The following is a 22,737-nucleotide window of genomic DNA, read 5'->3' as shown; positions in this document are numbered from 1 at the left end:
CGACACCAGCCCGTCGCCCGAGGAGTGCTTGCGTGGACGCGATCTCCGAGTTCTTCTCGAACGAGTGGGTCGTGTTCTGGACCATCCCGGTCTTCACCGCGGTCATCGGCTGGTTGATCAACTGGACCGGCGTGATCATGCTGTTCAACCCCGTGCGGCTGTACGGCGTCAGCGTGCCCGGCCTGGCCGACCTCGCCCGGCTCCTGCCCCACAAGCTGCAGGAGGTGCCGGGACTGCTCTACGGCAAGATCGGGTGGCAGGGGATCGTCCCGGCCCGCGCGGCCAAGATGGGCTCGATCGCCGTGGACAAGGTGATCGCCAAGATCGGCACGCCGGCCGACTTCTACCAGCAGCTCGACCCGCCTGCGATCGCCGAGCACATCGTCACGATCATGGAGCCGCAGGTCCCTGAGATCGTCGACGGCGTGATGCGCCGCCAGCACCCGCAGCTGTGGAAGAACCTGCCGCCGCGGATCCGCGAGGCGATCATCTCGCGCGTGACCGAGCAGCTCCCGGACATCATCGGCGACATCACCGACGAGATCGGCGAGCACATCGACCAGCTGCTCGACCCCAAGATCATGGTGATCGAGCACTTCCGCCACAACCCGGCGCTGGTCAACCGGATCTTCTACGACGTGGGCGGCCGCGAGCTCAAGCTCATGGTCAACTTCGGGTTCGTCTTCGGATTCCTGCTCGGCATCCCGGTCGCCTTCATCGACCACCAGTTCGGCATCTGGTGGCTCCTGCCGTTCATGGGGGTCATCGTCGGCTGGGTGACCAACCTGCTCGGCATGGCCCTGATCTTCGAGCCGGTCGAGGAGAAGCGCATCCTCGGCATCAAGCTGCACGGCCTGTTCCTGCGTCGGCAGGCCCAGGTGGCCGACGTCTACGCCCGCATCGTGGCCGACGACGTCATCACGCTGGAGAACATCGGCGACTTCCTGCTCTACGGGCCGCGCGGCGACCGCACGCAGCAGATGCTCGAGCAGGCGATGGGCCCGGCCATCGACCGGGCGGCGGGGCCGGCCCGCGCCGCGCTGCGGGTGGCGGTGGGGGCGCGGGAGTTCGACGCGATCCGCGACCAGGTGGCCCACGACTCGGCCGCGCACACCATCACCCCCTTCCGCGACCCCGGGTTCTCCAAGCGGCAGAGCGAGAAGATCCGCGTGCTGTTCGCCCACCGCGTCCGCGAGCTGCCGCCCCGCGACTTCGTCGAGATGCTGCGCGCGGCGATCAAGGAGGACGAGTGGATGCTCTACGCCCACGGCGCGATCATGGGCTTCGCGGGCGGGGTGGCCCACCTGTTGATCTTCGGCACGAGCGGGGGGCGCTGAGGTGAGCGAGCGCAACGGGCGGCGCCAGGACGGCCGCGAGCTCGAGGTGCTCAAGGGCTCCGACCACATCACCGCCGCCGACATCCCGGGTCTCGCCCGCGTGGTGGCGGTCTCGTCGTTCCGCATCGGCTTCTGGGCCGCGGCGACGGGGGTCAGCGCCGGTCGACGGGTCGTCGACGTCGCGATGCACCCCGGTCACGCCGGTGAGCTGGCCGAGGACCTGCAGGTCGCCGCCGCCGCGATCAGTCGCGCGCTGGTCGGCAAGGACGTCGAGGAGCGACTGCGGCACGTGCGCTCCGCCGCGGCGCACCACCCGGTCATCCGCGTGGTCACCGAGACCGTCGAGAACGTCTCGCCGGCCCAGGCCGCCCCGCCCCCGGCCGCGCCGGAGCCGGTCAACCCGCTCCACGAGGCGGGCCAGGACCTGCTGCGCGCCTCACGCGACGTCTGGAGCGAGGACCGCGGCCACCCGGCGTACGCCCGGATCATCGAGGAGCTCGCCCCCGACGAGGGCCGCATCCTCCTGCTCCTGCTGCGCAAGGGACCGCAGGCCACCGTTGACGTGCGCACGGGCGGGCTGGTCGGCACGGTCTCGTCCAACCTCGTGCAGCCCAACCTCAACATGATCGGGGCGCTGGCCGGGTGCCGGTTCGTCGACCGGGTGCCGTCCTACCTGCACAACCTGGAGCGGCTCGGCCTGATCTGGTTCTCGCGGGAGACGCTGCGCGACCCGATGGAGTACCAGGTGCTCGAGGCCCAGCCGGACGTGCTCGAGGCGATGGCCAGCGTGCGGCGGGCCAAGGTGGTGCGTCGCTCGATCCACCTGACCCCGTTCGGCGAGGACTTCTGCCGTGACGGGCTCGGGCTCCACCTGTCGATGGAGGAGCTCGAGGACGTGCCGCGGCACGCCAAGCCCCAGGCGGAGTAGCTCAGCCGCTCCTCTTCGCGCGGGCCGCCTCGGCCCTGGCACGGCGCTTCGCGGCGCGCTCGGCCAGCTCCTCGCGGTCCAGGCGCTTGGCCTCCTCGGGCGTGGGCGCGGTGCCGCCGTAGCGGGCCGGCAGCCACCAGGAGCCCGGGGGCTGCTCGTCCGGGGGGTACTCCGCGACCGCCTTGTCGAGCATCGCGCCCATCGCGGTGCGCAGCTCGGCGGTCTTCTCCACCGCGGTGGCGCCCTCGGGGCTGATCGGCTCACCGATGGTCACGCTGATCGTCTTGTGGCGGCCGAAGTCGCGGGGGTGGTCCTTGGTGATCAGCCGCTGGGTGCCCCACAGCACCATCGGCACGAGGGGTACGCCGGCGTCGGCGGCCATGCGCACCGCGCCGGTCTTCAGCTCCTTGATCTCGAAGCTGCGCGAGATCGTGGCCTCGGGGAAGACCCCCACCACCTCGCCGTCCTTGAGGTAGCGCACCGCCTCGTCGTAGGACGCCTGGCCGTCGGCGCGGTCGACGCTGATGTGACGCAGGCTGCGCATCAGCGGACCGCTGAGCCGGTGGTCGAAGGTCTCCCGCTTGGCCATGAAGCGCACCAGGCGCCCGGACGGCACCGCGCCGTAGCCGGCCATGATGAAGTCGACGTAGGAGACGTGGTTGATCGCGAGGACCGCGCCGCCCTCGCTGGGGATGTGCTCGGAGCCGGTGACGCGCCACTGGAAGTCCATGGCGCGGAACCAGGTCTTGCCGAGGACGATGATCGCGCGGTAGGGCAGGTCGGCCATGTCAGTGATCCTAGGGGTCGCTCAGCGGGAGGCGGCAGCGCGCACCAAGCGGCCGAACAGCTCGCCGAGCTCGACGTCGGAGGCCTCCACCGCCAGCGGCACGATCGAGGTCTCGGTCATGCCGGGGGCGACGTTGACCTCGAGGAACCAGACCGTGCCCTCGGCGTCGACGATCAGGTCGGTGCGGGAGAGGTCGCGCAGGCCCAGGGCCTCGTGCGCCCGCAGCGCGACGTCGGCGCACGCGGCCGTGAGCTCCTCGGAGAGGCGGGCCGGGACGGTGAACTCGGTGGACCCGGCGGTGTAGCGCGCGGTGTAGTCGTAGACCCCGCCGTCGGGGACGATGCCGACGACCGGGAGGGCGCGCGGGCCGTCGCCGTCGTCGTACACCCCGACCGCGACCTCCTCGCCCTGCACGAAGCGCTCGACCAGCGCGACGTCGCCGTAGGCGAAGGCGTCGATCATCGCCGAGGGCAGGTCGGCCACCGACCGGACCACGGTGCAGCCCAGCGCCGAGCCGCCCCGGGCGGGCTTGACGATCAGCGGAAGGCCCAGGCGCTCGGCCATCGCCTCCATCACCGCCGCGGCGCCCAGCTCACGGAAGGTCTCGTGCGGGAGCACGACGCACTCCGGCGTCGCCAGGCCCGCGGCCGCCACCACCGTCTTGGCCACCGGCTTGTCGAAGGCGACGCGGCAGGCGGCCGGCCCGGAGCCGACGTAGGGGATGCCGGCGAGCTCGAGCACCTCCCGGATCGCGCCGTCCTCGCCGGTGGCGCCGTGCAGCAGCGGGAGCACGCAGGCCGGCGGGTCGTCGCGCAGCGAGGCCAGGAGGGTGGAGTCGACGTCGCGCACCTCGACCTCGAAGCCGCGGTCGCGCAGGGCCTCGGCGACCCGCCGTCCCGACCGCAGCGAGACGTCGCGCTCGTGGGACAGACCGCCGGCCAGGACCAGCACACGTTCGGACACAGCAGCTCCTCGGAGGATCAGGACAGGTCGGTGTGGGGGCCCTCGTAGCCCCGGGCCAGGGCCGTGCTCCCCGGGAGGCCACCGGCGCCGAAGGTCTGGCGCAGCTCGAGCTCCTCCTCGATCACCCCGACCAGGCGGCGGACGCCCTCACGGATGCGACCGGGGGTGGGGTAGCAGAACGAGAGCCGCATCGACTGCGACCCGAACCCGTCGGAGAAGAACGCGGTGCCCGGGACGTAGGCCACGCGCGCGGTGACCGCGCGCGGCAGCATCGCCTTGGCGTCCAGGCCGGGCGGCAGCGTGACCCAGACGTAGAACCCGCCCTGCGGGACGTTCCACCGCGCGGCCGCCGGCATCATGTCGTCGAGCGCCTCGATCATCGCGTCGCGGCGCTCGCGGTACATCTCGCGGAACTGCTTGATCTGGCCCTGCCAGTCGTGGGCGCGGAGGTACGCCGAGATCGCCATCTGGCTGAACGCCGGCGGGCACAGCGTCGCCGACTCCTGGGCGAGGACCAGCTTCTCGCGCACCGCGTGGGGAGCCAGCGCCCACCCCACCCGGAAGCCGGGGGCGAAGGTCTTGGAGAACGACCCGAGGTAGATCACGCCGTCGGGCTCGTCGGCGCGCATCGCGCGCATCGGCTCCCCGGAGAAGCCGAGCAGGCCGTAGGGGTTGTCCTCCAGGACGAGCACGTCGGCCTCGCGGCAGATCTCGAGGACCTCCGCCCGGCGCTCGGCGCTGAGCGTGACGCCGGCCGGGTTGTGGAAGTTGGGGATCGTGTAGAGGAACTTGATCGTGCGGCCGCTCGCCCGGACCGTCTGGATCGCCTGGCGCAGCGCGTCGGGCACCAGCCCGTCGGCGTCCATCTCCACGTGCACCACGTCGCACTCGTAGGCGCGGAAGACCCCCAGCGCCCCGACGTACGACGGCGCCTCGCACAGCACGACGTCGCCCGGGTCGCAGAAGACCCGGGTGACCAGGTCGACTGCCTGCTGGGAGCCGACCGTGACCACGACGTCGTCGGGGTGGGCCTCGATGCCCTCGAGCCGCATGACCTCGCAGATCTGCTCCCGCAGGACCGGGTCGCCCTGGCCCGAGCCGTACTGCATCGCGACGGGGCCGTTGGTGGCGACCAGGTCGCTGATCGCCCCCCCGACGACGTCGAGCGGGAGACCTGAGATGTTGGGCATGCCGCCGGCCAGGCTGACCACCTCGGGTCGGCTGGCGACGGCGAAGAGAGCTCGGATCTCCGACGCGGTCATTCCCTTGGTGCGGGCGGCGTAGCGGTCGACGTAGCTGTCGAGACGCGTGCTCGCCACCCTCTCGGGCGTGCGACGGGAGCCGTCGGGCATGAGGTGTCCTCCGTTGGTGGGCCTACCCTGGATCATCCCACTGGCACGAGGGGGAGGAGACGACATGTCCAGGCGCCTGGCCCGCCTCACCCAGGACACGCTGCTCGACCTGCCTCCCGCGGTGCGCTCCGACCTGCTGTGGGAGCTCGACCCGGTGCGCCGTCGAGCCCTCCAGGACGGCTCGGCCGAGGAGGTCAGGGGACGGGCGGAGGCCGAGAAGGCCGCATGGGTCTCCCAGGTGCTGCTCGAGTGGGGCTCCTGCGGGCGGGTGGCCTACGTCGACGACGTGCCGGCCGGCTTCGTGCAGTACGCCCCGCCGGTGTGGTTCCCCGGCACCTCGTCCTTCGCCACGGCCCCGGTCTCCGAGGACGCCGTGCAGCTGGCCACGGTCGTGGTCTTCGAGGGGTACGCCGGGGCGGGGCTGGGCCGGGTGCTGCTGCAGGTGATGGCCCGTGACCTGGTCAAGCGTGGGGGCATCAAGGCCGTGGAGGCGGTCGCCTCGGCCCGTGCCGGCGACCTCGCGGGCGACTGCGGGCCGGTGCCGGCGGAGTTCCTCGAGCGGGTGGGCTTCCGCACCGCGCGTGCGCACCCGTCGCACCCGCGGATGAGGCTCGACCTGCGCACGGCCCTCAGCTGGCGCGAGGAGGTGGGCACCGCGTGGGAGCGGCTGATCGGCGTCGTGCGCCCCCCGGCGCCGGCGCCCGCGCCGGTCTCGCGGCGCCCGGTCGTCATCCCTCGGGAGAGTCCGGACGGTCCCGCAGCGCTCTGAGGTCGTCGAGGCTGAGCAGCCCGGTCGGCGAGTCGTCCTCGGGGCCGAGGTAGACCCGCTGGACGGCGACGACGATCGCGCGCGCCACCGAGGCGAGCACCTCGGGGTCGCCCAGGGCCGTCGCGTCGGGCGCGTGCGTCACGCAGCCGAGGTCGATGCGCACGGCCGGCATGCGGGTCATGCGGAGCAGGTCCCAGAACCGGGCGTGGCAGCCGCCGTCGGCGAAGGGGGTGCGGGCGAGGACCTCGCGGTGGACGAGACCGGCGAACCGCTCGCCCGCGGTGGAGCGGATGTCGTGGGCGTCGATGCCGTAGTAGTACGTCGACAGGCCGCCGGCTCCCGGGTCGGTCGAGGCGTCGGTGGTCAGCGAGACGCACACCGCCCCACCGGAGCGGTTGCTCGCCCACGCCCGCTCGCGCTCGGGTCCGGGCGTGGTGCGCAGGCTGCGGGCGCCGACCTCGACCAGACCCTGCTCGACCAGCGAGGCGACCGCCTCGACCGCGGTGCTGCCGAGGGCGTCGAGCCGGGCGGCGTCCGCCCCCAGGCCGGGGACGTCGGTGGTGAAGGGGACCACGTCGAGCACGACGAGCTTGTCGTCGAGGCTCGGCCCGGCCGCACGGATGCGCTCGGCGGCCCGCATCGCGTTGGGGTTGCCGCCCGAGGCGCGGGGACGCAGCCGGCCGAGCGCGGCCATGGTGTCGGGGCCGAGGACCCCGTCGGGCTCGAGGCCGACGTTGCGCTGGAACTCGGCGACGCCGGCGGCGGTCTCGGGCCCGAACAGCCCGTCGACCCGCCCCACCGCGAAGCCGAGGTCGAGCAGGCGGCGCTGGAGGGCGATCACGTCGTCCCCGCCGGCGAGCGCGCCGGGCAGGTGCTCCAGGACGCGGTCGCCGAGCACCCAGGCGGCGTCGGCCAGGGCGGCACGGGTGCCGGGGCCGACGATGCCGTCGGCGCTGAGGCCCCGCTGCTGCTGGAACGCGCGGACGGCCCGCTCCAGGTCGGCGTCGAAGCGCCTGGAGGGGCCGTCCGGGGTGTCGAGGTCCGCGTCCGGGGACCCGTCGACCAGACCCATGCCGGCCAGGCGTGCACGCAGCGCGGCCACGCGGTCGTCCTCGTCGCCGAGGCGCAGCAGGTCATCGCCCATCGGGGGGTCGGGGTGAGGAAGGGTCAGCCGATGTAGTCGGCCAGCTCCTTGAGGATGACGGACTTGGGGCGGGCGCCGACGATCTGCTTGACGACCTCGCCACCGGAGTAGAGGTTCATCGTCGGGATCGAGGTGACGCGGAACTGCGCGGCGACGACCGGGTTCTCGTCGACGTTGAGCTTGACCACCTGCACCTTGTCGCCGTGCGCCTCGTTGATCTCGGCGAGGATCGGGGCGACCTGGCGGCACGGCCCGCACCACTCGGCCCAGAAGTCGACCAGCACGGGCAGGTCGGACTTGAGCACCTCCTGCTCGAAATTGTCGTCGGTCACGACCTTCATCTCAGCCACGGGATCTCCTTGTGTTCGTGCTCTGCGTGCGGGTTGACGGGTGCGGGGGTGGTGCCGGGGTGCCCGAGGGCAGCGACTCACTCAGACCGAGACGGACGCGGGGCGCTCGACGGTGCCGCCGCTGCCGTCGCCGGCCTGGGCGGGGTCGACGGCCTCGGCCTCGGTGTGGTGGTCGGCGGCCGCGATGCCGCGGTCGGCGAGGTAGCGCTCGGCGTCGAGGGCCGCGGCACAGCCGGTGCCGGCCGCGGTGATCGCCTGGCGGTAGTGGTGGTCGACCAGGTCACCGCAGGCGAAGACGCCCTCGAGGTTGGTGCGCGTCGAGGGGTGGTCCACCAGGACGTAGCCGTCGTCGTCGAGGTCGACCTGGCCGCCGAGGAGCTCCGAGCGGGGGTCGTGGCCGATCGCGATGAACAGGCCGGTGACCGGCAGCTCGCGGGTCTCGCCGGTGACCGTGTCGCGCAGGGTGAGGCCGGTGAGCTTGTCGTCGCCGTGGATCGCGGCGACCTCGGAGTTCCACACCGGCTCGAGCTTGGGGTCGGCGAACGCGCGGTCCTGCATGATCTTGGAGGCGCGCAGCTCGTCGCGGCGGTGGACCAGGTGGACCTTCTTGGCGAAGCGGGTGAGGAACGTCGCCTCCTCGACCGCGGAGTCGCCGCCGCCGATGACCGCGATCTCCTGGTCGCGGAAGAAGAACCCGTCGCAGGTCGCGCACCACGAGACGCCATGGCCGGACAGGCGGTCCTCGTGCTCGAGGCCGAGCTTGCGGTAGCCCGAGCCGGTGGCCAGAACCACGGAGTGCGCCCGGTGCACGACGCCCTCGCCGTCGGTGACCAGCTTGACCTCGCCGGTCAGGTCGACCGCGGTGACGTCGTCGGCGACCAGCTCGGCGCCGAAGCGCTCGGCCTGGGCGCGCATCTCGTCCATGAGCGCCGGGCCCATGATGCCGTCGCGGAAGCCGGGGAAGTTCTCCACCTCGGTGGTGTTCATCAGCGCGCCGCCGGCGGTGACCGAGCCCTCGAAGACCAGGGGCTCGAGGCTCGCCCGGGCGGCGTAGACGGCCGCGGTGTAGCCCGCCGGGCCCGAGCCGATGATGATCACCTGGCGGATCCGCTGGGCGTCCTGGGCCTCGCCGGTCCCACCGGTGGCGGTGGTGCTGGTCGGGACGGAGATGAAGTTCACGAGACGTTCCTCGGTGCGGGTCGGGGTGGACGGGCGTTCACGAGCCTCAACCGATCCTAGGTGGCCGGCATTCCCCTCGGGGTGAGGGCCACGGCGTGGCCACCCGTGGCCGGGTCGCCGTCACCGAGGTACGACGACCGAGGCCAGCCGCGCCGGTGCGGTGCAGGACCACACCTCCACGCGCACCCGGTCGCGCCCGGACGCGGTGGGCCGCTCCGGACGGAGGACCGCGGTGGCGGCGCGGCCGTCGTACGTCACGGCGAGGCGGGGCAGGCGGGCCGGCGCGAGCGGGTCGAGGCAGCGGCCGGCGGGGACCCGCGAGGGACCCGGCGCACCGCCGGTGTCGGTCGTAGGCAGCTGGGCGGCGTCGGCCTGGTCGTGCAGCGGGGAGAGGCGCTGGGTCGAGCTCTCGAGCCGGGCGAGCTGAGCCGGGTCGGAGCCGACCAGGCGGCGCGCGTCGGCGCGCAGCGAGTCGGACGACATGGTGAACGACCCGGGCGCCTGCGAGCCGAGGGCGGCCTCGGGCAGCGCCCCGGACGCGCCGCCCGCGCTGTCGGCGGACCCGCCGGAGCCGGTGAGGAGGCCCGAGGTGGTCAGGGACCAGCCGCCGACGACCACGGCGGCCGCCGCGACGAGACCGGCCAGGGCGCGCCGGCGGCGCCGCGCGCGCTCCAGGGGTACGACGGCCGGGGACCCCGGCGCGTCCGCGCCGCCGGCTGCCCGCTCACCGGCAGTCCGCTCCACGACCAGGCCGGCGAGCACGTCGTCGAGCCGCTCGGCCACGTCGGGCGGCAGGGGCTCGGGCTCGCGGCCGACCTCGCCCAGGAGGGCACGGACGAACGCCTGCTCCTCGGGGTCGACCGGGTCTCCGGGGCCGACGGGGTCGTGCTCGGTGCTCATCTCGCCTCCTTCCGGGGCGTCGTGGTGGTCGGGGTGGTGGGGGGCCTCAGCGCAGCGCCGGGGGCGCCGGCCCGCCCTCCCCGGGGGCGGGGGCCTGGCTGCCGGACACCGATGGGACGCGTGGGGGCGGGTCGGGGTTCCCCGGGGGCGCGTCCGCGCGGAGGTCGGCCAGCAGGGGGGCCAGCCGGGTGCGGCCGCGCGAGCACCGTGACTTGATCGTGCCGGGCGCGACCTCGAGCACCGCGGCGGCCTCCTCGACCGACTGGCCCTGGAGGTCGACCAGCACGATCGCCGCCCGCTGCTCGGCGGGGAGGGTAGCCAGCGCGGCGAGGACCCGGTGGCGGCGCTCGGCCAGCTCGGCCCGGGCCTCGGGGGAGTGTGACCGGGGCTCGCGCAGCGCCTCGGGGGTGGTGTGGGTCTCGTCCGGCAGCGCCTCGGCGAGGCGGACCTTGCGGCGGCGCAGCCGGTCGAGGCAGGCGTTGACGACGACGCGGTGCAGCCAGGTGGTCACCGCGGCGTCCTCCCGGTAGGACGCGGCCTTGCGGAACGCCGAGACCATCGCGTCCTGGAGGGCGTCGGCGGCCTCCTCGCGGTCGCCGGTCGTGCGGAGCGCCACGGCCCAGAGCCGGTCGCGGTGCCGACCGAAGAGCACGCCGAAGGCGTCGGGGTCACCCGCGACGTGGGCGGCGATCAGCGACCGGTCGTCCCGGTCGTCCGGACCGGCGGAGCCGGGTCCCGTCGTCGCCACGTCATGACCGTACGACGACCTCCTCCACCGAGCCACGGAACGAACCGCCGTCGGGGGGCAGCGCGGTGAGCCACAGCACGAGGTAGCGCGTGGTGACCTGGTCGAGCTGCACCTGGGTCTCGCCGCCCGCACCCTTGTCCTGGGCGACCCGCCGCAGGCCTGTGATGTCGGTCGGCGCGCCCGCGCCCTCGGGGGCGGCGTAGACGTCGAAGGAGTAGCCGGCGCCGCCGAGGCTCAGGCTCATCGAGCCGACCTCGGTCTCGGAGCCGAGGTCGAGCACCAGCCCGAGCCCCTGCTTGTAGGGGGCGAGCGCCGGACCGTCGTTGTAGCTCTGGGTCGTCCACGCGGTCGCCTTGTCGCCGTCGGCGGCGAGCCGGGCCTCCTCGGGGTGCTCCTCGCCGTTGCCGCCCTGGGACGGCGGGTCGAGGTCGCGGACCCCCACGATCTTGACCGGGGTGGCGGTGCGGTCGCTCCTGGCGGTGGTGGGGCCGTCGCCCGCCTGGGGGTCGTCGGCGTTGCGCGAGCTGCCGAGACCGAAGACGATCAGCACCCCGACGACGATGACCGCGACCACCGCGACCAGGCCCGCCAGCCGCAGCCAGACCGAGCCCGGGCGGTCGCCGCGGGCCGGAGGGGTCGACCCCGTGCCGCGCAGCGCGTCGGGCCCCCAGGGCACGGGGCCCGAGGCGGGCGGGGACGGGCGCGAGGCCCGCACGGTGTCCTCCTCGCCCCCGGGGACAGGGAGAGGCAGGGGGGCGGCCACGGTGGCGTGGTCGTCCGCCGCGCCGGCCCAGGCCGCCGCCGGACGCCGCTGCGAGTCCTCGCGCCGGGGCCGGGCCTCGGGCTGGGCCAGGGGGCTCGCCTGGGTCGCCTCCGGGTCGGCCGGAGCCGCGGCCCGGTCGCTCCCGGCGACGGGGTCGGCCGCGGGGTCGGCCTCGTCGTCGGCGTCGTAGGAGCCGAGGCTCTGCGGCCCGGAGGTCCCGGGCGCCCGCGCGGGGTCGACGTAGGCCGTCGGGCCGGCGTAGGCGGTGCCGGGGGTGACCACCGACCCGCCGCCGTCGCCGAGCCAGCGGCTGAGCGCCTCGACGACCGCCGAGGCGGACTCGAACCGGGGGTCCTCGGTCCTCCGGCCCCGGGCGGGGCCGGCGAGGATCTGGCCGCACAGCGTGTCGAGGGCCTTGGGGACGCCGGCCTTGACCTGGCGCGGACGCAGCAGGCGGCCGTGGTCGCGGGGAGCGGCCGGGACGACGGAGTCGGGGTAGCCGGGCCACTTCCCGACCAGGCAGGCGTAGAGCAGGGCGCCCAGGTTGGTCACGTCGGACTCGTGCTCCGACGGCGGCGCAGAGCCGTCGGGCGCGGACTCCGGCCGGCCGTGGAGGACGCCGCTGACCACGAAGCCGATCAGCTTGACCGAGCCGGCCTCGGTGATGAGGACGTTCTCCGGCACCAGGCGCCCGTGGGCGACGCCGCTGCCGTGGCCGACCACGATCGCCTCGGCGACCTCGCGGACGAGCCACACCGCTCGACGGGGGTCGAGCACTCCCTGCTCGTTGATGATGCGGTCGAGGGAGAGCCCGGTGCCGTACTCGTGGACCACGAAGACCAGGTCGTCCTGCTCCACGGCGTCGAGCACGCGCAGCAGGCGGGCGTCGGAGACCAGGGCGGAGGTGCGGGCGGCGGTCAGCAGCGCAGGGGCGCGGGGGTCGTCGGCAGGGACGACGTGCACCGCGACGTCACGGGCGAGCGTGAGGTCGCGGGCACGCCAGAACCTCGCTCCGGAGGTGTCCTCCAAGAGGTCCTCCAGGCGGAACCGGTCGGCGACCACGCTGCCCGGTCCGACGTCGCTGTGCGGCACCTGACTCCCTGTTCCCGACCGTTGCCGATCGATCTGCTCCTCTCAAGAGTAGGCAGGTGACCGGTCCAGCAAACCCGTGAGGACGCGCACGTTCGGACCACCCCGCTGGGGTGGTTTCGGATGGTTCGTCCCCTTGGGCACGAATCACGCCCGGAGGGCTGGTCTCACCGGCGCAGGCGCGAGGTGACCAGGCCGACCACCTCGGTGACCTCGGTGATGCGCATCACCCGGGCCGCGAGCAGCAGCAGCGCCAGGTCGGCGACGCCGGACCCGGCCAGCAGCGTGAGCGCCTGGACCTTGCCGTCCCCGAGCGGCCAGACCGCCAGCAGCACCTCACGGAAGCCCCACGCGCCGGCGGCCGCCACCCCGGACGCGATGAGCATGCGGACCGCGAAGCGCACGAGCACGGGCGTCTCGAGGCCACCCAGCACCGAGCGGAGGAGGAGGTAGGAGCAGACCGCGCCGACGGCGTACGACCCGGCGTAGGCGACGACGAGCCCGGGCGCGGTGTGCTGGGGGTCGACGTGCGAGGTGACCAGGACCGCGAGGGCGATGTTGGTCGCGGCGATCACGCACTGCACCCAGAAGACCGTGCGGGTGCGCTCGATGGCGTAGAACCCGCGGAGCATCAGGTAGTGGACGGTGAAGAAGACCAGGCCGGGGGCGAAGAGGGCGAGCGAGACCGCGAAGTCGGCGTAGGTGCGGCTCGCCGCGCCGTAGCGGAACACCACATTGGCCAGGGGCAGCGCGATCGCCGGCAGCAGGAGCGCGAACGGGAGGATCAGCGCGAGCGCCGTGCGGGTGGTCGCGGCGACCTGGGCGGCCAGGCGGGGCAGGTCGTCGTCGGCGGCCGCCCGCGAGAGCCGCGGCAGGACCGCGGTCGCGAGCGACACCGTCGCGATCGAGTGGGGCACCATCACCAGCAGGAAGGCCCCGGAGTAGATCGTGTAGCCCGTGCCGCTCGAGGCCGACGACTGGCCGCACGCCAGCGCCGCCTCGGCCGTGCCGCTGGAGGCCAGGCGCACGACGACGGTGTAGGCGACCTGGTTGACGATCACGAACGCGACCGTCCAGACCCCCAGGCGCAGCGTGTGCCCGAGCCCGCTGCCGCGGAAGTCGAAGCGGGGGCGGAACGACACCCCGGCGGCCCGCAGGTAGGGCAGGAGCACGAGGAGCTGCACGGCGATGCCGACCGTCGAGCCCAGGCCCAGCAGCCACTCCTGGCCGGCGGTGTAGCCGCCGCACAGCTCGTCGCCCGAGGCTGGGCCGAACAGCACCAGGTAGGCCGCGAGGACCGCCACGGCGATCACGTTGTTGGCGATCGGCGCCCACATCATCGGCCCGAACCGGTCGCGGGCGTTGAGGACCTGGCCGACCAGCACGAACATCCCGTAGAAGAAGACCTGGGGCAGGCACAGCCGCGCGAACGCGATGACCGACTCGCGCTGGGCGGTGAACGGCTCGGTGAAGAACGCCCCGTCGAGGTAGAGCCGCATCAGCCACGGTGCCCCGATCACCAGCAGCGCGGTGACCCCGGCGAGGAACAGGCCGGCCAGGGTGATGATGCGGTCGGTGTAGGCCGCGCCCCCGTCCTCGTCGTGCTTCATCGCGCGGACCAGCTGGGGGACGAGCACCGCGTTGAACACCCCGCCCGCCAGCAGGATGTAGAGCATGTTGGGCACCGTGTTGGCGATCGTGAAGACGTCTGCGTGCAGCTGGGTGCCCAGCGCGGCGGCGAGGAGGGTCGAGCGGAGGAAGCCGCTGAACCGCGACACCACGGTGCCCGCGGCCATCACCGCGCTGGAGCCCAGGACCGAGGTCTCCTTCTGGGTCTCGCTCACGCGCGCCTCCTCAGCACCGGTCCGGGGGTACGGCGGCGCCGGCGGACCCGGCGCACGATGCGGACCACGATCGCGGCCAGGAACACCGCTCCGGCCACGCCCATGACGACCCACACCACCAGCCCGACCTTGCTGGTCCGCACGGGGACCTGCGGGCCGTCGTACAGCTTCTCGCCGTTGTCGGTGACCAGGTCGAGGTCGACGGTGTGGACCCCGATGCGGGTGGAGCGGATGCGCATCTTGAAGGGCCGGCGGGTGCCCGGCGCGAGGTCGGCGGCCGGGTCCGCGGAGACCTCCAGCCCGGGGCCGTCGACCCGGGCACGCAGCGCCACGCGGACCCGCTGGTCGAGGTTGTTGGTGACCGGGACCAGGAAGCTGCCCTCCTCGCTGGAGGAGATCACGAACGGCGGCGCGGCCACCCGGACCTGGCGCAGCCAGTGGTCGACCCGGGCCTCGATGGCGCTCAGGCGGCGGTCGGCGGGTGCCGGGCGCCTGCGGGAGAAGTAGGAGGCCGAGAGCAGCGCCTGACGGCCGATCCGGGGACCCGTGGCGTCGTCGTCGACGAGCGTGTCGTCGAGCAGCGCGCCGGCGTGGGTGGTGTCCCGCGCGTGCTCGACGATCCGGACCGGGAGCTCCGCACGCCGCCGGCCCGGGGGGTAGAGGAAGTCGCGGTCGTCCGGCTGCGGGGTGGCGTCGGTGACCGACGCCGCCACGTCGCCCAGGCCGGTCGCCGCGATCCACGGGACGTCGAGGCCGGCGAAGAACGCGCTGCGCTGCCAGGCCGGGCCCGGGTCCCAGCCGGAGGGCAGCATCGCCACCAGCGGCCGGTCGTCGCCGGTCAGGGAGCGCACCGCGGTGACCGCGAGCAGCCGCTGGCGCAGGCCGAGCGCGGTGGAGGCGGTGGGGTCGACCCCGGCCGCCTCGGCGGCGTCGGCGTCCGGACGCAGCGTGTCGCGGGAGAACAGCACCACCGGGCGGTCGCCGCGGCGGTAGACGGTCCCGTCCAGCGTCGGCAGGACCGCGTCGCTCAGCACCGCCGGCACCGTCGGGGGGACCCGGTCGAGCATCCAGCCCTTGAGGGCGCCGTTGACCGGGGCGACCAGGGGGCGGGCGCTCACCGTGTAGTGCGCGAGCGTGTCGAGCCCGGTGCGGACGGACCGGTCGATGGTGGTGGTGTCCCCGGCGCGCGCGGCCGCGGCGACGTCGAGGTCGCCGTACGGGACGCTGAAGGTGGGGTGCAGCGCAGCCTGGTCCCGCAGACCGTCGAGCCACGCCGCGGCGTCGGCCCGGCCCTGGGCGGCGACGGCGTCCGGACCGGTGGTGGGGGAGGCCGACCCGTCGGAGGAGGGGCTCGCCGGGCTCTCGGCGGTCTCCGCGGTCTCGGGGGCCCCGGACGCCTCCGGGGAGCCGCTCGCCCCCTGGTCGCCCGAGGTGCCGCCGTCGGTGACGTCGTCGACGCCGTCGTAGGCGCGGCCACCGAGCTCGGTGCGCGGGTTGCCCTCGGCGACCGTGCCGGCTGCCTCGACGACCGCGGGGTCCAGGACCCAGCTGAGCGGGAAGCCGGCGGTGGTGTCGCTCAGGGCCAGCAGGCGGCCGAGGCGGCCGTCGGGCGCGAGGGTGCGGCGCCAGCCGCGCAGGAACTCCAGCTCGCCGGTGGGGGCGCGCACCACGTGGTTGCGCAGCTGCATGACCAGCGCCAGGGGTGTCGGGTCGGGGCTGGACCCGGGGGTGGTCGGCAGCTGGGTGAGGAACGTGCGGGCGCGGCCGTCCGCGCCCGCCACGCGGCCGAGGCCCTCCTCGCTGCCGAGCGCGTGGACCCCGATCCGGTAGACCCCGGGCGTCTCCGGCAGGCCGAGGCGGTCGCGCGGGACGACCAGGCGGAACGCGGCGGACCCACCGGGTGGCAGATCGGGCAGGTCGACGAAGAGCCCCGGGTCGACCAGTCGGCCGAAGTCGGACTCGCGCCCGGCCGGCTCGGCCTGCGCCGCGGCGAGGGCCTCCGGGGTCGTCAGGGGGTCCGGCGAGACCGCGAGGTAGGCCTGGAGCTCGGTCCAGGTCGAGGTGGTCCGGTTGGTGACCGTGCCGGACACGCGCAGCGCCCCGCGACGGGGGAGGACGGCCGGCTGGATCGACTCCAGGCGCACCTCGAGCGGCGGCCGGTCGGCGGTGGCGGGCTCGGGCCCCTCGCCGGGGTCGGCCGGGCTCGCGCTCGGGTCACCCGTCGAGCCGGGGGAGCCGGGGGTGGCCGTGGGGGTCCCCGAGGTGGCCGGGCCGGTGGCCGGGCCGGGCGTCGGTGCCGGCGTGGCGGACGGTGCCGCCCGGGCGTCCGGGGCCGCGACCGGGCCGGCGAGGGCGGTGAGCGAGGCCAGGACGCCCGCGGCGAGGAGCAGCGGGAGTCGGGGCCGGGTCACCGCGCAAGGCTATCGACGGCCCACCCCGAGGGCGGGACGCACACGGGGAGGACGGCCTCCTAGAGTTCGGTGGGTGTCGGGCCGAGAGCTGAGCGTCGTCGAGATCCAGGAGCGCGTCCGCGCCGAGCTGGGCCGTCTCGCCGACGTCGTGGAGCCGCTGGGCAGCCTGTTCGCCGAGGCCGGCGAGGAGATCTCGCTGGTCGGAGGACCGGTCCGCGACATCATGCTCGGCCGGCTGCAGCAGGACCTCGACCTCACCACCTCCGCCCGCCCCGACGTCACCGAGCGCCTCCTCAGGGACTGGGCCGGCACGACGTGGGACATGGGGCGCGCCTTCGGCACGATCGGCTGCCGCAAGGGTCCGTGGACGATCGAGGTGACCACCTACCGCGCCGACGACTACGCCCCCGACTCGCGCAAGCCCGCGGTCGCGTTCGGCGACTCGCTGACCGGCGACCTGCGCCGGCGGGACTTCAGCGTCAACTCGATGGCGCTGCGGCTCGTGCCGGGCGAGGTCGACGCCGAGCTGGTCGACCCGTACGGCGGCCTGGTCGACCTCGCGCACCGCACGCTCCGCACCCCGGGGCCGGCCGAGATGTCGTTCTCCGACGACCCGCTGCGGATGATGCGTGCGGCCCGCTTCGCCGCCCAGCTGGGCTTCGAGGTGGCGCCCGAGGTGGTCGAGGCGATGACCGCGATGTCCGACCGGATCGAGATCGTCTCGGCCGAGCGGGTGCGGGACGAGCTGGTCAAGCTGGTGTGCGCCCCCGAGCCGCGCCGCGGGCTGCGGCTCCTGGTCGAGTCGGGGCTGGCCGAGCGGGTCCTGCCCGAGCTGCCCGCCCTCGCGCTCGAGCGCGACGAGCACCACCGTCACAAGGACGTCTACGAGCACACCCTCACCGTGCTCGACCAGGCGATCGCCCTGGAGGACCGGCTGCCGGGGGGCGGCCCGGACTTCGTGGCCCGCTTCGCCGCCCTCATGCACGACGTCGGCAAGCCCCGCACGCGCCGGTTCACCGACGACGGCACGGTCACCTTCCACCACCACGACGTGGTGGGCGCCAAGCTGACCCGCAAGCGGATGCGGGAGCTGCGCTTCCCCACCGACGTGACCGACGCGGTGTCACACCTGGTCGAGCTGCACCTGCGGTTCCACGGCTACGGCAGCGGCGAGTGGACCGACTCCGCGGTGCGGCGCTACGTCCGCGACGCCGGTCCCGAGCTCGACCGGCTGCACGTGCTCACCCGCGCCGACTGCACGACCCGCAACCGGCGCAAGGCCGAGCGGCTGCGCCGCACCTACGACGAGCTCGAGGAGCGCATCGCCCGGCTGCGCGAGCAGGAGCAGCTGGAGTCGATCCGCCCCGACCTCGACGGCAACCGGATCATGCAGGTGCTCGGCATCGGCCCGGGCCCCGAGGTCGGCCGGGCCTACCGCTGGCTGCTCGACCTGCGCCTGGAGAACGGCCCGATGGAGGCCGCCGAGGCCGAGGCCGCCCTGAAGGACTGGTGGGCCACCCAGCGCTAGATTCTGCCCATGCAGAGTGAGCTCTTCGCCCAGTCCAACCTCGAGGTGCAGGCCCAGCAGCGCTTCGCCCTCCAGAACCCCCAGATGCTGCGCGTCGCCCTCGGGCCCGACGTGCTGTCGGTCAAGGGCGCGATGGTCGCCTACCAGGGTCAGATCCGCTTCGACCACGAGAAGGCCGGCAGCATGGGCAAGCTGCTCAAGAAGGTGCTGACCGCCGAGGACGTCCCGCTCATGCGGGTCAGCGGGCAGGGCGAGGTCTTCTTCGCCAGCGAGGCGGGCTACGTCTTCCTGGTCGAGCTGGCCGGCGACGGCATCAGCGTCAACGGGCGCAACCTCCTCGCCTTCGACGCGGCCCTGCAGTGGGACATCAACCGGGTCAAGGGCGCCGGGATCATGGCCGGCGGGCTGTTCAACACCACCGTCCAGGGCACGGGCACCGTCGCGCTCCACACCGTCGGCTCGCCGGTGGTGCTCGACTGCTCCCAGCAGCCGACGTACGTCGACGTGCAGGCCGCGGTCGCGTGGTCCTCGAACCTCGTGCCCGCCGTGGTGAGCAGCATGAACATGAAGTCGATGCTGCGCGGCGGCACCGGCGAGGCGTTCCAGTACTCCTTCCACGGCCCCGGCTTCGTGGTCGTGCAGCCCAGCGAGTGGGCGCCCGTCCAGCAGCAGTCCGGTGGGGGTGGCGGCGGTCTCGTCGGCAACCTGCTCAACGGCTGAGGGGCGCGCGATGGCCTCGGGCATGACCGTGACCAACGAGCACCGGGTGCGCGCCTCGCTGCCGCAGACGTTCGCCTACGTCGACGACCACACCCGGGTCCCGGAGTGGATGTTCGGGGTGGAGACGTTCGAGCCGGTCGGGGAGCGGGACCACGGGCTCGGCGCCGTCTTCGACGTGGTGATGCACGTCGGCGTGCCGATCCGCACCCGGCTGGAGGTGGTGGCGTGGGAGCAGGACGCGCTGCTCGAGTTCCGCTCGGTCAAGGGGTTCTCGACCGACTCCCGGTGGACCTTCGAGGCGCTCGGTGACGACGAGACGCTCGTGACCTCCCAGATCACCTACCGGCTGCCCTTCGGCCCGGCCGGGCGCGTGATGGGCAAGGTGATGGAGCCGGCGGTGGCCCGGGCCTCGGAGCGCTCGTCGACCGCGCTGGTGCGCCGGGTCGAGGAGTCCGCGGCCCGCGGCCCGTCGACCGGCTGACCTCCACGGGACTGGTCCGGTCCGGGTGGTATCTCCCCCGGACCGGCGCGCTCCTCCTCCCACACCGGCGCCGGATCCCAGGCGGCGCCCCGGCCCAGGAGGACCGTCATGGCCCGTCCCACCAGCTCGTCCCGCACCCCCCGTGTCCGCCGGCGCCGGGTCCGCAGCGTCGCGGCCCCGTCCGCCGGCGTCCTCGTCGCCGGCGTGCTCGCCTCCGGCCTCGGGGGCGCCGCCACCGTCACCACGCTCGGCCTGAGCATGGCGACCGCGCGCGGGGCCGACCTCCCGCGCGTCTCCCAGGAGGCGCCGTACTTCCAGGTGACCGCGGAGGGCCTCGACGCCGAGCAGGCCAAGGCCCTGGCCGAGCGCGCCGGCATCCGCAACGCGCTCCGGCGTGACGGCACCTTCTCGTTCGTCAACGCGGCGTCCTTCGGCCGGGTGCCGATGCTCACCGGCGCCAAGGGCACCGACGAGGACGGCCGTCCCACCGTGGCCCGCCGCCTCGACCTCGAGCGGCTCAAGGCGTTGAGGCCGCTCAACGAGGACAAGGCGGTGAGCCGGGCCTACGACCTGCTGCCGCTGCCGAAGGGCTTCGAGACCTCGGCCCACCCCAGCCACACCCGGCTGACGCTCGCGGGCGTGCGCGGCCGGACCTTGGCGACCTACGACCTCGACACGACGGTCAACCTCGACTACCGGCTCGGGGACGTCCCGGTCACCGGGCCGGGGATGCGCACGAGCGTCACCTTCGGCCCCAAGGGCGGGGTGCAGGGGCTCACGCTCGCCACGCGGTCGGTGGAGAAGGCGGGCTACGTCGGGATCATCGGCCCCGACGCCGCGCAGGAGCAGTGCCGGTCGATGTACGGCGCGAACACCCCGCTCGGCGACCCGCAGCTGGTCTACTACGCGCCGCGGCTCACCGGGGCCGGCAAGGGCACCGTGTCCTACCTCCTGCCGCACTGGGCGTGCGAGGTGCAGCAGCGCGACGGCAAGGGCGTCGAGCCCGGCAAGCTCGTGCCCGCGGCGCCCTCGCTCACCCCGGCCGCCGACCTGCTGGTCGCTCGCGACGGCACCGCGATGACCGGTCGCCTCGAGCTCACCGGCGGCCAGGAGCCGTTCAAGGTGCAGTGGTCCTCCTCGACCCGCGGGATCCTCAAGGGCAGCCCCGAGGGCGTGGAGTACGCCGCCGCGGCCCGCGGCCGCAAGGCCGTCCCCGAGACGCTGACCGCCACCGTCACCGACGCCAACGGCATCACCACCGAGGTCTCGGGCGTGCTCGGCGCGACCGGCGGCCAGGTCGAGGCGCAGGGGTACGGCGGCCAGGGTGGCGAGCTGGCCTCCGTCGGCATCGAGAACACCGTCGACGAGTGGCAGTGCGCCCAGGACTCCGCGGCCGGCTTCCGGTCGGTGATGCAGAGCAAGGGCCACACCGTGAGGTTCGACTGGCGTGGGATGAACGCCTGGGAGCAGGACTTCAAGAAGACCTCGGCCGGCGGCTCCGACTCGTCGTACGTCGACGCGGTCGACGCCCAGTGGTACACCGGCCACGGCAGCGCAGGCGGCATCACCTTCAAGAACACCGCGCACCAGGACGGCTCGATCACCCCGTCGGACGCCCGGTGGGGTGACAACGACAACCTGGAGTGGATGCAGCTGGAGTCGTGCGAGGTGCTGCGCGACACCACCGGGACCAACGACTACTTCGCCCGCTGGGCGCCGGCCTTCGACGGCCTGCACCTGCTCAACGGCTTCGACACCCTCGCCCAGTGCGTCAACGGCGGCACCGGCCGGCGGTTCGCGGAGTACCTCTTCCCCCGGACCTTCCTGTTCTGGACCTCGCCCGCGCTCACCGTCCAGCAGGCCTGGCGCCAGATGGCCACCGACCTCGAGCCCTCGGGCCGGGTGTGGCGCTCGATCAGCCCGGCACGCTCGGGCTGGGTGACCAACCTGGACGACAAGTTCTGGGGTCAGGGCAACGTCGGTCCGGACATCCCGAAGAGCCAGCTCATCGGCTACGTCGCGATCAGCGGCACGGTCTGACCCCGCTCGGCCCGGCAGAGCCCCTCCCCGTCCCCCGCGTGGGGGCGGGGAGGGGCCGTGTTCCACGTGGAACGCCCGCCGGACCCGGCTCAGCCGCGCGGCCGCCGCGGACCGCCGACCCGGAGGCCCGCGACCAGCGCGACCAGCAGCGCGGCGGCGAGCAGCGGGCCCGTGGTGGGCACGCCCCGGTCGTCGGCGGCCGCGGCGACCGAGACCGCCGCGGTCACGACGGCGACGTTGAACGCCAGGTCGTAGAGCGAGAACACCCGCCCCCGGAAGTCGTCGTCGACGTGCTCCTGCACGAGGGCGTCGGCGCACACCTTGACGCCCTGGGCCGCCACGCCCCCGGCCAGTCCGAGGACGGCCCACCCGAGTTCGGTGCTCGGTGCCAGCCCCGCAGCCAGGAGGACGCCCGCGGCCAGGACGACCGCGAGCCGCACCACCGCCGCCCGGCCGAGCCGGCGGGCGAGCCAGGGCGCCAGCACCGCCGCGGCGAGGAACCCGACGGCCGTCGCGCCGGTGAACCGTGCCACGGCGGCGAGTGCCTGGTCGGCGTCGCCGCGGAAGGTCGAGTTGCGCAGCGTCAGCACCGCCGAGACCGCGAGCAGGCCGAACCCCCACCGCACCACCGACGCGGTGACCAGCGCGCCCGCCGCGACCGGACGCTGCCGCAGGTGGCGCAGGGCGGCCACCAGCCCGGCGGCGACGTGCCGCGGCGAGGGAGGCACCACGCGGTGGTCCGGCCCGAGGGCGCGGCGGGCGGTGAGCAGCGCCGCGCCCGCCGCGAGGAGGTAGGCCGCCACGCCGGCCGCGACGACGAGCCCGTTGGCGACGGCCTCGCCGCGGTCGTCGAGCGCGGCCCGGAGCAGGCCGCCGAGACCCAGGCCCGCGACGAACGCCGCGGTCCCCAGCGTCGGGGTGAGCGCGTTGGCGGGCGTGAGGTCCTCCACCGGGACGGTGTGGGGCAGGGCCGCGGAGAGCCCGGACAGCAGGAAGCGGTTGACCCCGAGCGCGACCAGCACCGCGGCGTACACCCCGACCTCGGGGGCGTCGGACCCCACCAGCACCGCGACCACGAGGACGACCGCCGAGCGGACCAGGTTGCCGACCAGCAGCACCTGGCGCCGCGACCACCGGTCGAGCAGCACGCCGACGAACGGCCCGAGCACGGAGTAGGGCAGCAGCACGACAGCCGCCGCCGCGGCCAGCTCGACCGGGTCCGCCTGCCGGTCGCTGAACAGGGCGTACGACGCGAGCGCGGCCTGGGTGACCCCGTCACCGACCTGGCCGAGGAGCCGCACGAGGAGCAGCCGCACGAACGCCGGAGCCCGCCACCACACCGAGGTGGTGACGGGCTCCCCTGCGGACGGGCGCCTCATGTCCCGATCATGTCGGACCCGGCTC

19 protein-coding genes and 1 pseudogene are annotated in these 22,737 nt (G+C 74.3%); 7 read left to right on the top strand and 13 right to left on the bottom strand.

Annotated elements, in window-relative coordinates; all coding sequences use genetic code 11:
• Positions 1–32: 32 nt before the first annotated feature.
• Positions 33–1,337, top strand: coding sequence for a DUF445 domain-containing protein (locus tag J2S63_RS09440; protein ID WP_310301633.1), 1,305 nt, complete (start codon positions 33–35; stop codon positions 1,335–1,337).
• Between the two features lies 1 nt (position 1,338).
• A complete protein-coding gene (locus J2S63_RS09435; protein WP_310301631.1) occupies positions 1,339–2,265 on the top strand; it encodes an Abi-alpha family protein in 927 nt (308 codons plus the stop codon).
• 1 nt (position 2,266) lies between these two features.
• Here the strand turns inward: J2S63_RS09435 and J2S63_RS09430 are convergent, their stop codons facing one another.
• The 3 genes from J2S63_RS09430 to J2S63_RS09420 are packed head-to-tail and all read right to left on the bottom strand — an operon-like array spanning position 2,267 to position 5,367.
• The gene (locus tag J2S63_RS09430; RefSeq protein ID WP_310301629.1) at positions 2,267–3,052 is read right to left on the bottom strand and encodes a lysophospholipid acyltransferase family protein; all 786 of its coding nucleotides are present in this window, start codon (positions 3,050–3,052) and stop codon (positions 2,267–2,269) included.
• A gap of 21 nt (positions 3,053–3,073) precedes the next feature.
• Positions 3,074–4,015 carry a D-alanine--D-alanine ligase family protein gene (locus tag J2S63_RS09425; protein ID WP_310301627.1) on the bottom strand — a complete coding sequence of 314 codons (942 nt, stop codon included), beginning with the start codon at positions 4,013–4,015 and terminating at the stop codon, positions 3,074–3,076.
• A gap of 17 nt (positions 4,016–4,032) precedes the next feature.
• Positions 4,033–5,367 carry an aminotransferase-like domain-containing protein gene (locus tag J2S63_RS09420; RefSeq protein ID WP_310301625.1) on the bottom strand — a complete coding sequence of 445 codons (1,335 nt, stop codon included), beginning with the start codon at positions 5,365–5,367 and terminating at the stop codon, positions 4,033–4,035.
• Between the two features lie 64 nt (positions 5,368–5,431).
• On the opposite strand from J2S63_RS09420, the gene J2S63_RS09415 reads away from it, so the two are divergent.
• Positions 5,432–6,136 (top strand): GNAT family N-acetyltransferase, encoded by a 705-nt coding sequence (locus J2S63_RS09415; RefSeq protein WP_310301623.1) that lies wholly within the window; start codon positions 5,432–5,434, stop codon positions 6,134–6,136.
• Here the strand turns inward: J2S63_RS09415 and J2S63_RS09410 are convergent.
• From J2S63_RS09410 to J2S63_RS09375, 9 genes and pseudogenes are all read right to left on the bottom strand, one after another.
• Positions 6,096–6,977: an N-acetylmuramoyl-L-alanine amidase gene (locus J2S63_RS09410; protein ID WP_374725137.1), complete on the bottom strand. Its 882-nt coding sequence runs from the start codon at positions 6,975–6,977 to the stop codon at positions 6,096–6,098. The two genes, J2S63_RS09415 and J2S63_RS09410, sit on opposite strands and share 41 nt — an antisense overlap.
• 132 nt (positions 6,978–7,109) lie before the next feature.
• Positions 7,110–7,280 (bottom strand): annotated as a pseudogene (locus tag J2S63_RS21290) (peptidoglycan-binding domain-containing protein); the annotation flags it as partial.
• Positions 7,281–7,303: 23 nt separating this feature from the next.
• The gene (gene trxA, locus J2S63_RS09405; RefSeq protein ID WP_310306657.1) at positions 7,304–7,621 is read right to left on the bottom strand and encodes a thioredoxin; all 318 of its coding nucleotides are present in this window, start codon (positions 7,619–7,621) and stop codon (positions 7,304–7,306) included.
• A gap of 90 nt (positions 7,622–7,711) precedes the next feature.
• On the bottom strand, positions 7,712–8,737 hold the full coding sequence (gene trxB / locus J2S63_RS09400) for a thioredoxin-disulfide reductase (protein WP_310306655.1): 1,026 nt from the start codon (positions 8,735–8,737) through the stop codon (positions 7,712–7,714).
• Between the two features lie 192 nt (positions 8,738–8,929).
• Positions 8,930–9,709 carry a hypothetical protein gene (locus J2S63_RS09395; protein ID WP_310301618.1) on the bottom strand — a complete coding sequence of 260 codons (780 nt, stop codon included), beginning with the start codon at positions 9,707–9,709 and terminating at the stop codon, positions 8,930–8,932.
• A 46-nt stretch (positions 9,710–9,755) separates the two neighbouring features.
• Positions 9,756–10,457, bottom strand: a complete 702-nt coding sequence (sigM, locus tag J2S63_RS09390; protein ID WP_310301616.1) for an RNA polymerase sigma factor SigM — start codon at positions 10,455–10,457, stop codon at positions 9,756–9,758.
• 1 nt (position 10,458) lies between these two features.
• A complete protein-coding gene (locus tag J2S63_RS09385; RefSeq protein WP_310301614.1) occupies positions 10,459–12,312 on the bottom strand; it encodes a protein kinase family protein in 1,854 nt (617 codons plus the stop codon).
• Positions 12,313–12,476: 164 nt separating this feature from the next.
• Positions 12,477–14,153, bottom strand: a complete 1,677-nt coding sequence (murJ, locus tag J2S63_RS09380; protein WP_310301612.1) for a murein biosynthesis integral membrane protein MurJ — start codon at positions 14,151–14,153, stop codon at positions 12,477–12,479.
• Positions 14,150–16,564 (bottom strand): DUF6049 family protein, encoded by a 2,415-nt coding sequence (locus tag J2S63_RS09375; RefSeq protein WP_310301610.1) that lies wholly within the window; start codon positions 16,562–16,564, stop codon positions 14,150–14,152. The genes murJ and J2S63_RS09375 overlap by 4 nt, the downstream gene beginning before the upstream one ends.
• A 73-nt stretch (positions 16,565–16,637) precedes the next feature.
• Between J2S63_RS09375 and J2S63_RS09370 the strand changes: the two genes are divergently transcribed.
• From J2S63_RS09370 to J2S63_RS09355, 4 genes are all read left to right on the top strand, one after another.
• Positions 16,638–18,092, top strand: coding sequence for a CCA tRNA nucleotidyltransferase (locus J2S63_RS09370; protein WP_310301608.1), 1,455 nt, complete (start codon positions 16,638–16,640; stop codon positions 18,090–18,092).
• A 9-nt stretch (positions 18,093–18,101) separates the two neighbouring features.
• Complete coding sequence (locus tag J2S63_RS09365) at positions 18,102–18,812, top strand: AIM24 family protein (RefSeq protein WP_310301606.1); 711 nt, start codon at positions 18,102–18,104, stop codon at positions 18,810–18,812.
• A 10-nt stretch (positions 18,813–18,822) separates the two neighbouring features.
• The gene (locus tag J2S63_RS09360; protein WP_310301604.1) at positions 18,823–19,293 is read left to right on the top strand and encodes an SRPBCC family protein; all 471 of its coding nucleotides are present in this window, start codon (positions 18,823–18,825) and stop codon (positions 19,291–19,293) included.
• A 108-nt stretch (positions 19,294–19,401) separates the two neighbouring features.
• A complete protein-coding gene (locus tag J2S63_RS09355; protein ID WP_310301602.1) occupies positions 19,402–21,333 on the top strand; it encodes a DUF6345 domain-containing protein in 1,932 nt (643 codons plus the stop codon).
• Positions 21,334–21,422: 89 nt separating this feature from the next.
• On the opposite strand, the gene J2S63_RS09350 is transcribed toward J2S63_RS09355, so the two are convergent.
• Positions 21,423–22,712 (bottom strand): MFS transporter, encoded by a 1,290-nt coding sequence (locus J2S63_RS09350; protein WP_310301600.1) that lies wholly within the window; start codon positions 22,710–22,712, stop codon positions 21,423–21,425.
• Positions 22,713–22,737 lie beyond the last annotated feature (25 nt).

The organism is Nocardioides marmoribigeumensis, assembly GCF_031458325.1.
GTDB classification, from domain to species: domain Bacteria; phylum Actinomycetota; class Actinomycetes; order Propionibacteriales; family Nocardioidaceae; genus Marmoricola_A; species Marmoricola_A marmoribigeumensis.
This window is presented reverse-complemented; position numbering and strand designations above follow the sequence as displayed.

Bases quoted from the DNA above. Each gene is read 5' to 3' on its own strand.
- J2S63_RS09430 (WP_310301629.1), bottom strand. From the start codon at position 3,052: ATGGCCGACCTGCCCTACCGCGCGATCATCGTCCTCGGCAAGACCTGG.
- J2S63_RS09420 (WP_310301625.1), bottom strand. From the start codon at position 5,367: ATGCCCGACGGCTCCCGTCGCACGCCCGAGAGGGTGGCGAGCACGCGT.
- J2S63_RS09415 (WP_310301623.1), top strand. From the start codon at position 5,432: ATGTCCAGGCGCCTGGCCCGCCTCACCCAGGACACGCTGCTCGACCTG.
- trxA (WP_310306657.1), bottom strand. From the start codon at position 7,621: ATGAAGGTCGTGACCGACGACAATTTCGAGCAGGAGGTGCTCAAGTCC.
- J2S63_RS09395 (WP_310301618.1), bottom strand. From the start codon at position 9,709: ATGAGCACCGAGCACGACCCCGTCGGCCCCGGAGACCCGGTCGACCCC.
- J2S63_RS09365 (WP_310301606.1), top strand. From the start codon at position 18,102: ATGCAGAGTGAGCTCTTCGCCCAGTCCAACCTCGAGGTGCAGGCCCAG.
- J2S63_RS09360 (WP_310301604.1), top strand. From the start codon at position 18,823: ATGGCCTCGGGCATGACCGTGACCAACGAGCACCGGGTGCGCGCCTCG.
- J2S63_RS09355 (WP_310301602.1), top strand. From the start codon at position 19,402: ATGGCCCGTCCCACCAGCTCGTCCCGCACCCCCCGTGTCCGCCGGCGC.
- J2S63_RS09350 (WP_310301600.1), bottom strand. From the start codon at position 22,712: ATGAGGCGCCCGTCCGCAGGGGAGCCCGTCACCACCTCGGTGTGGTGG.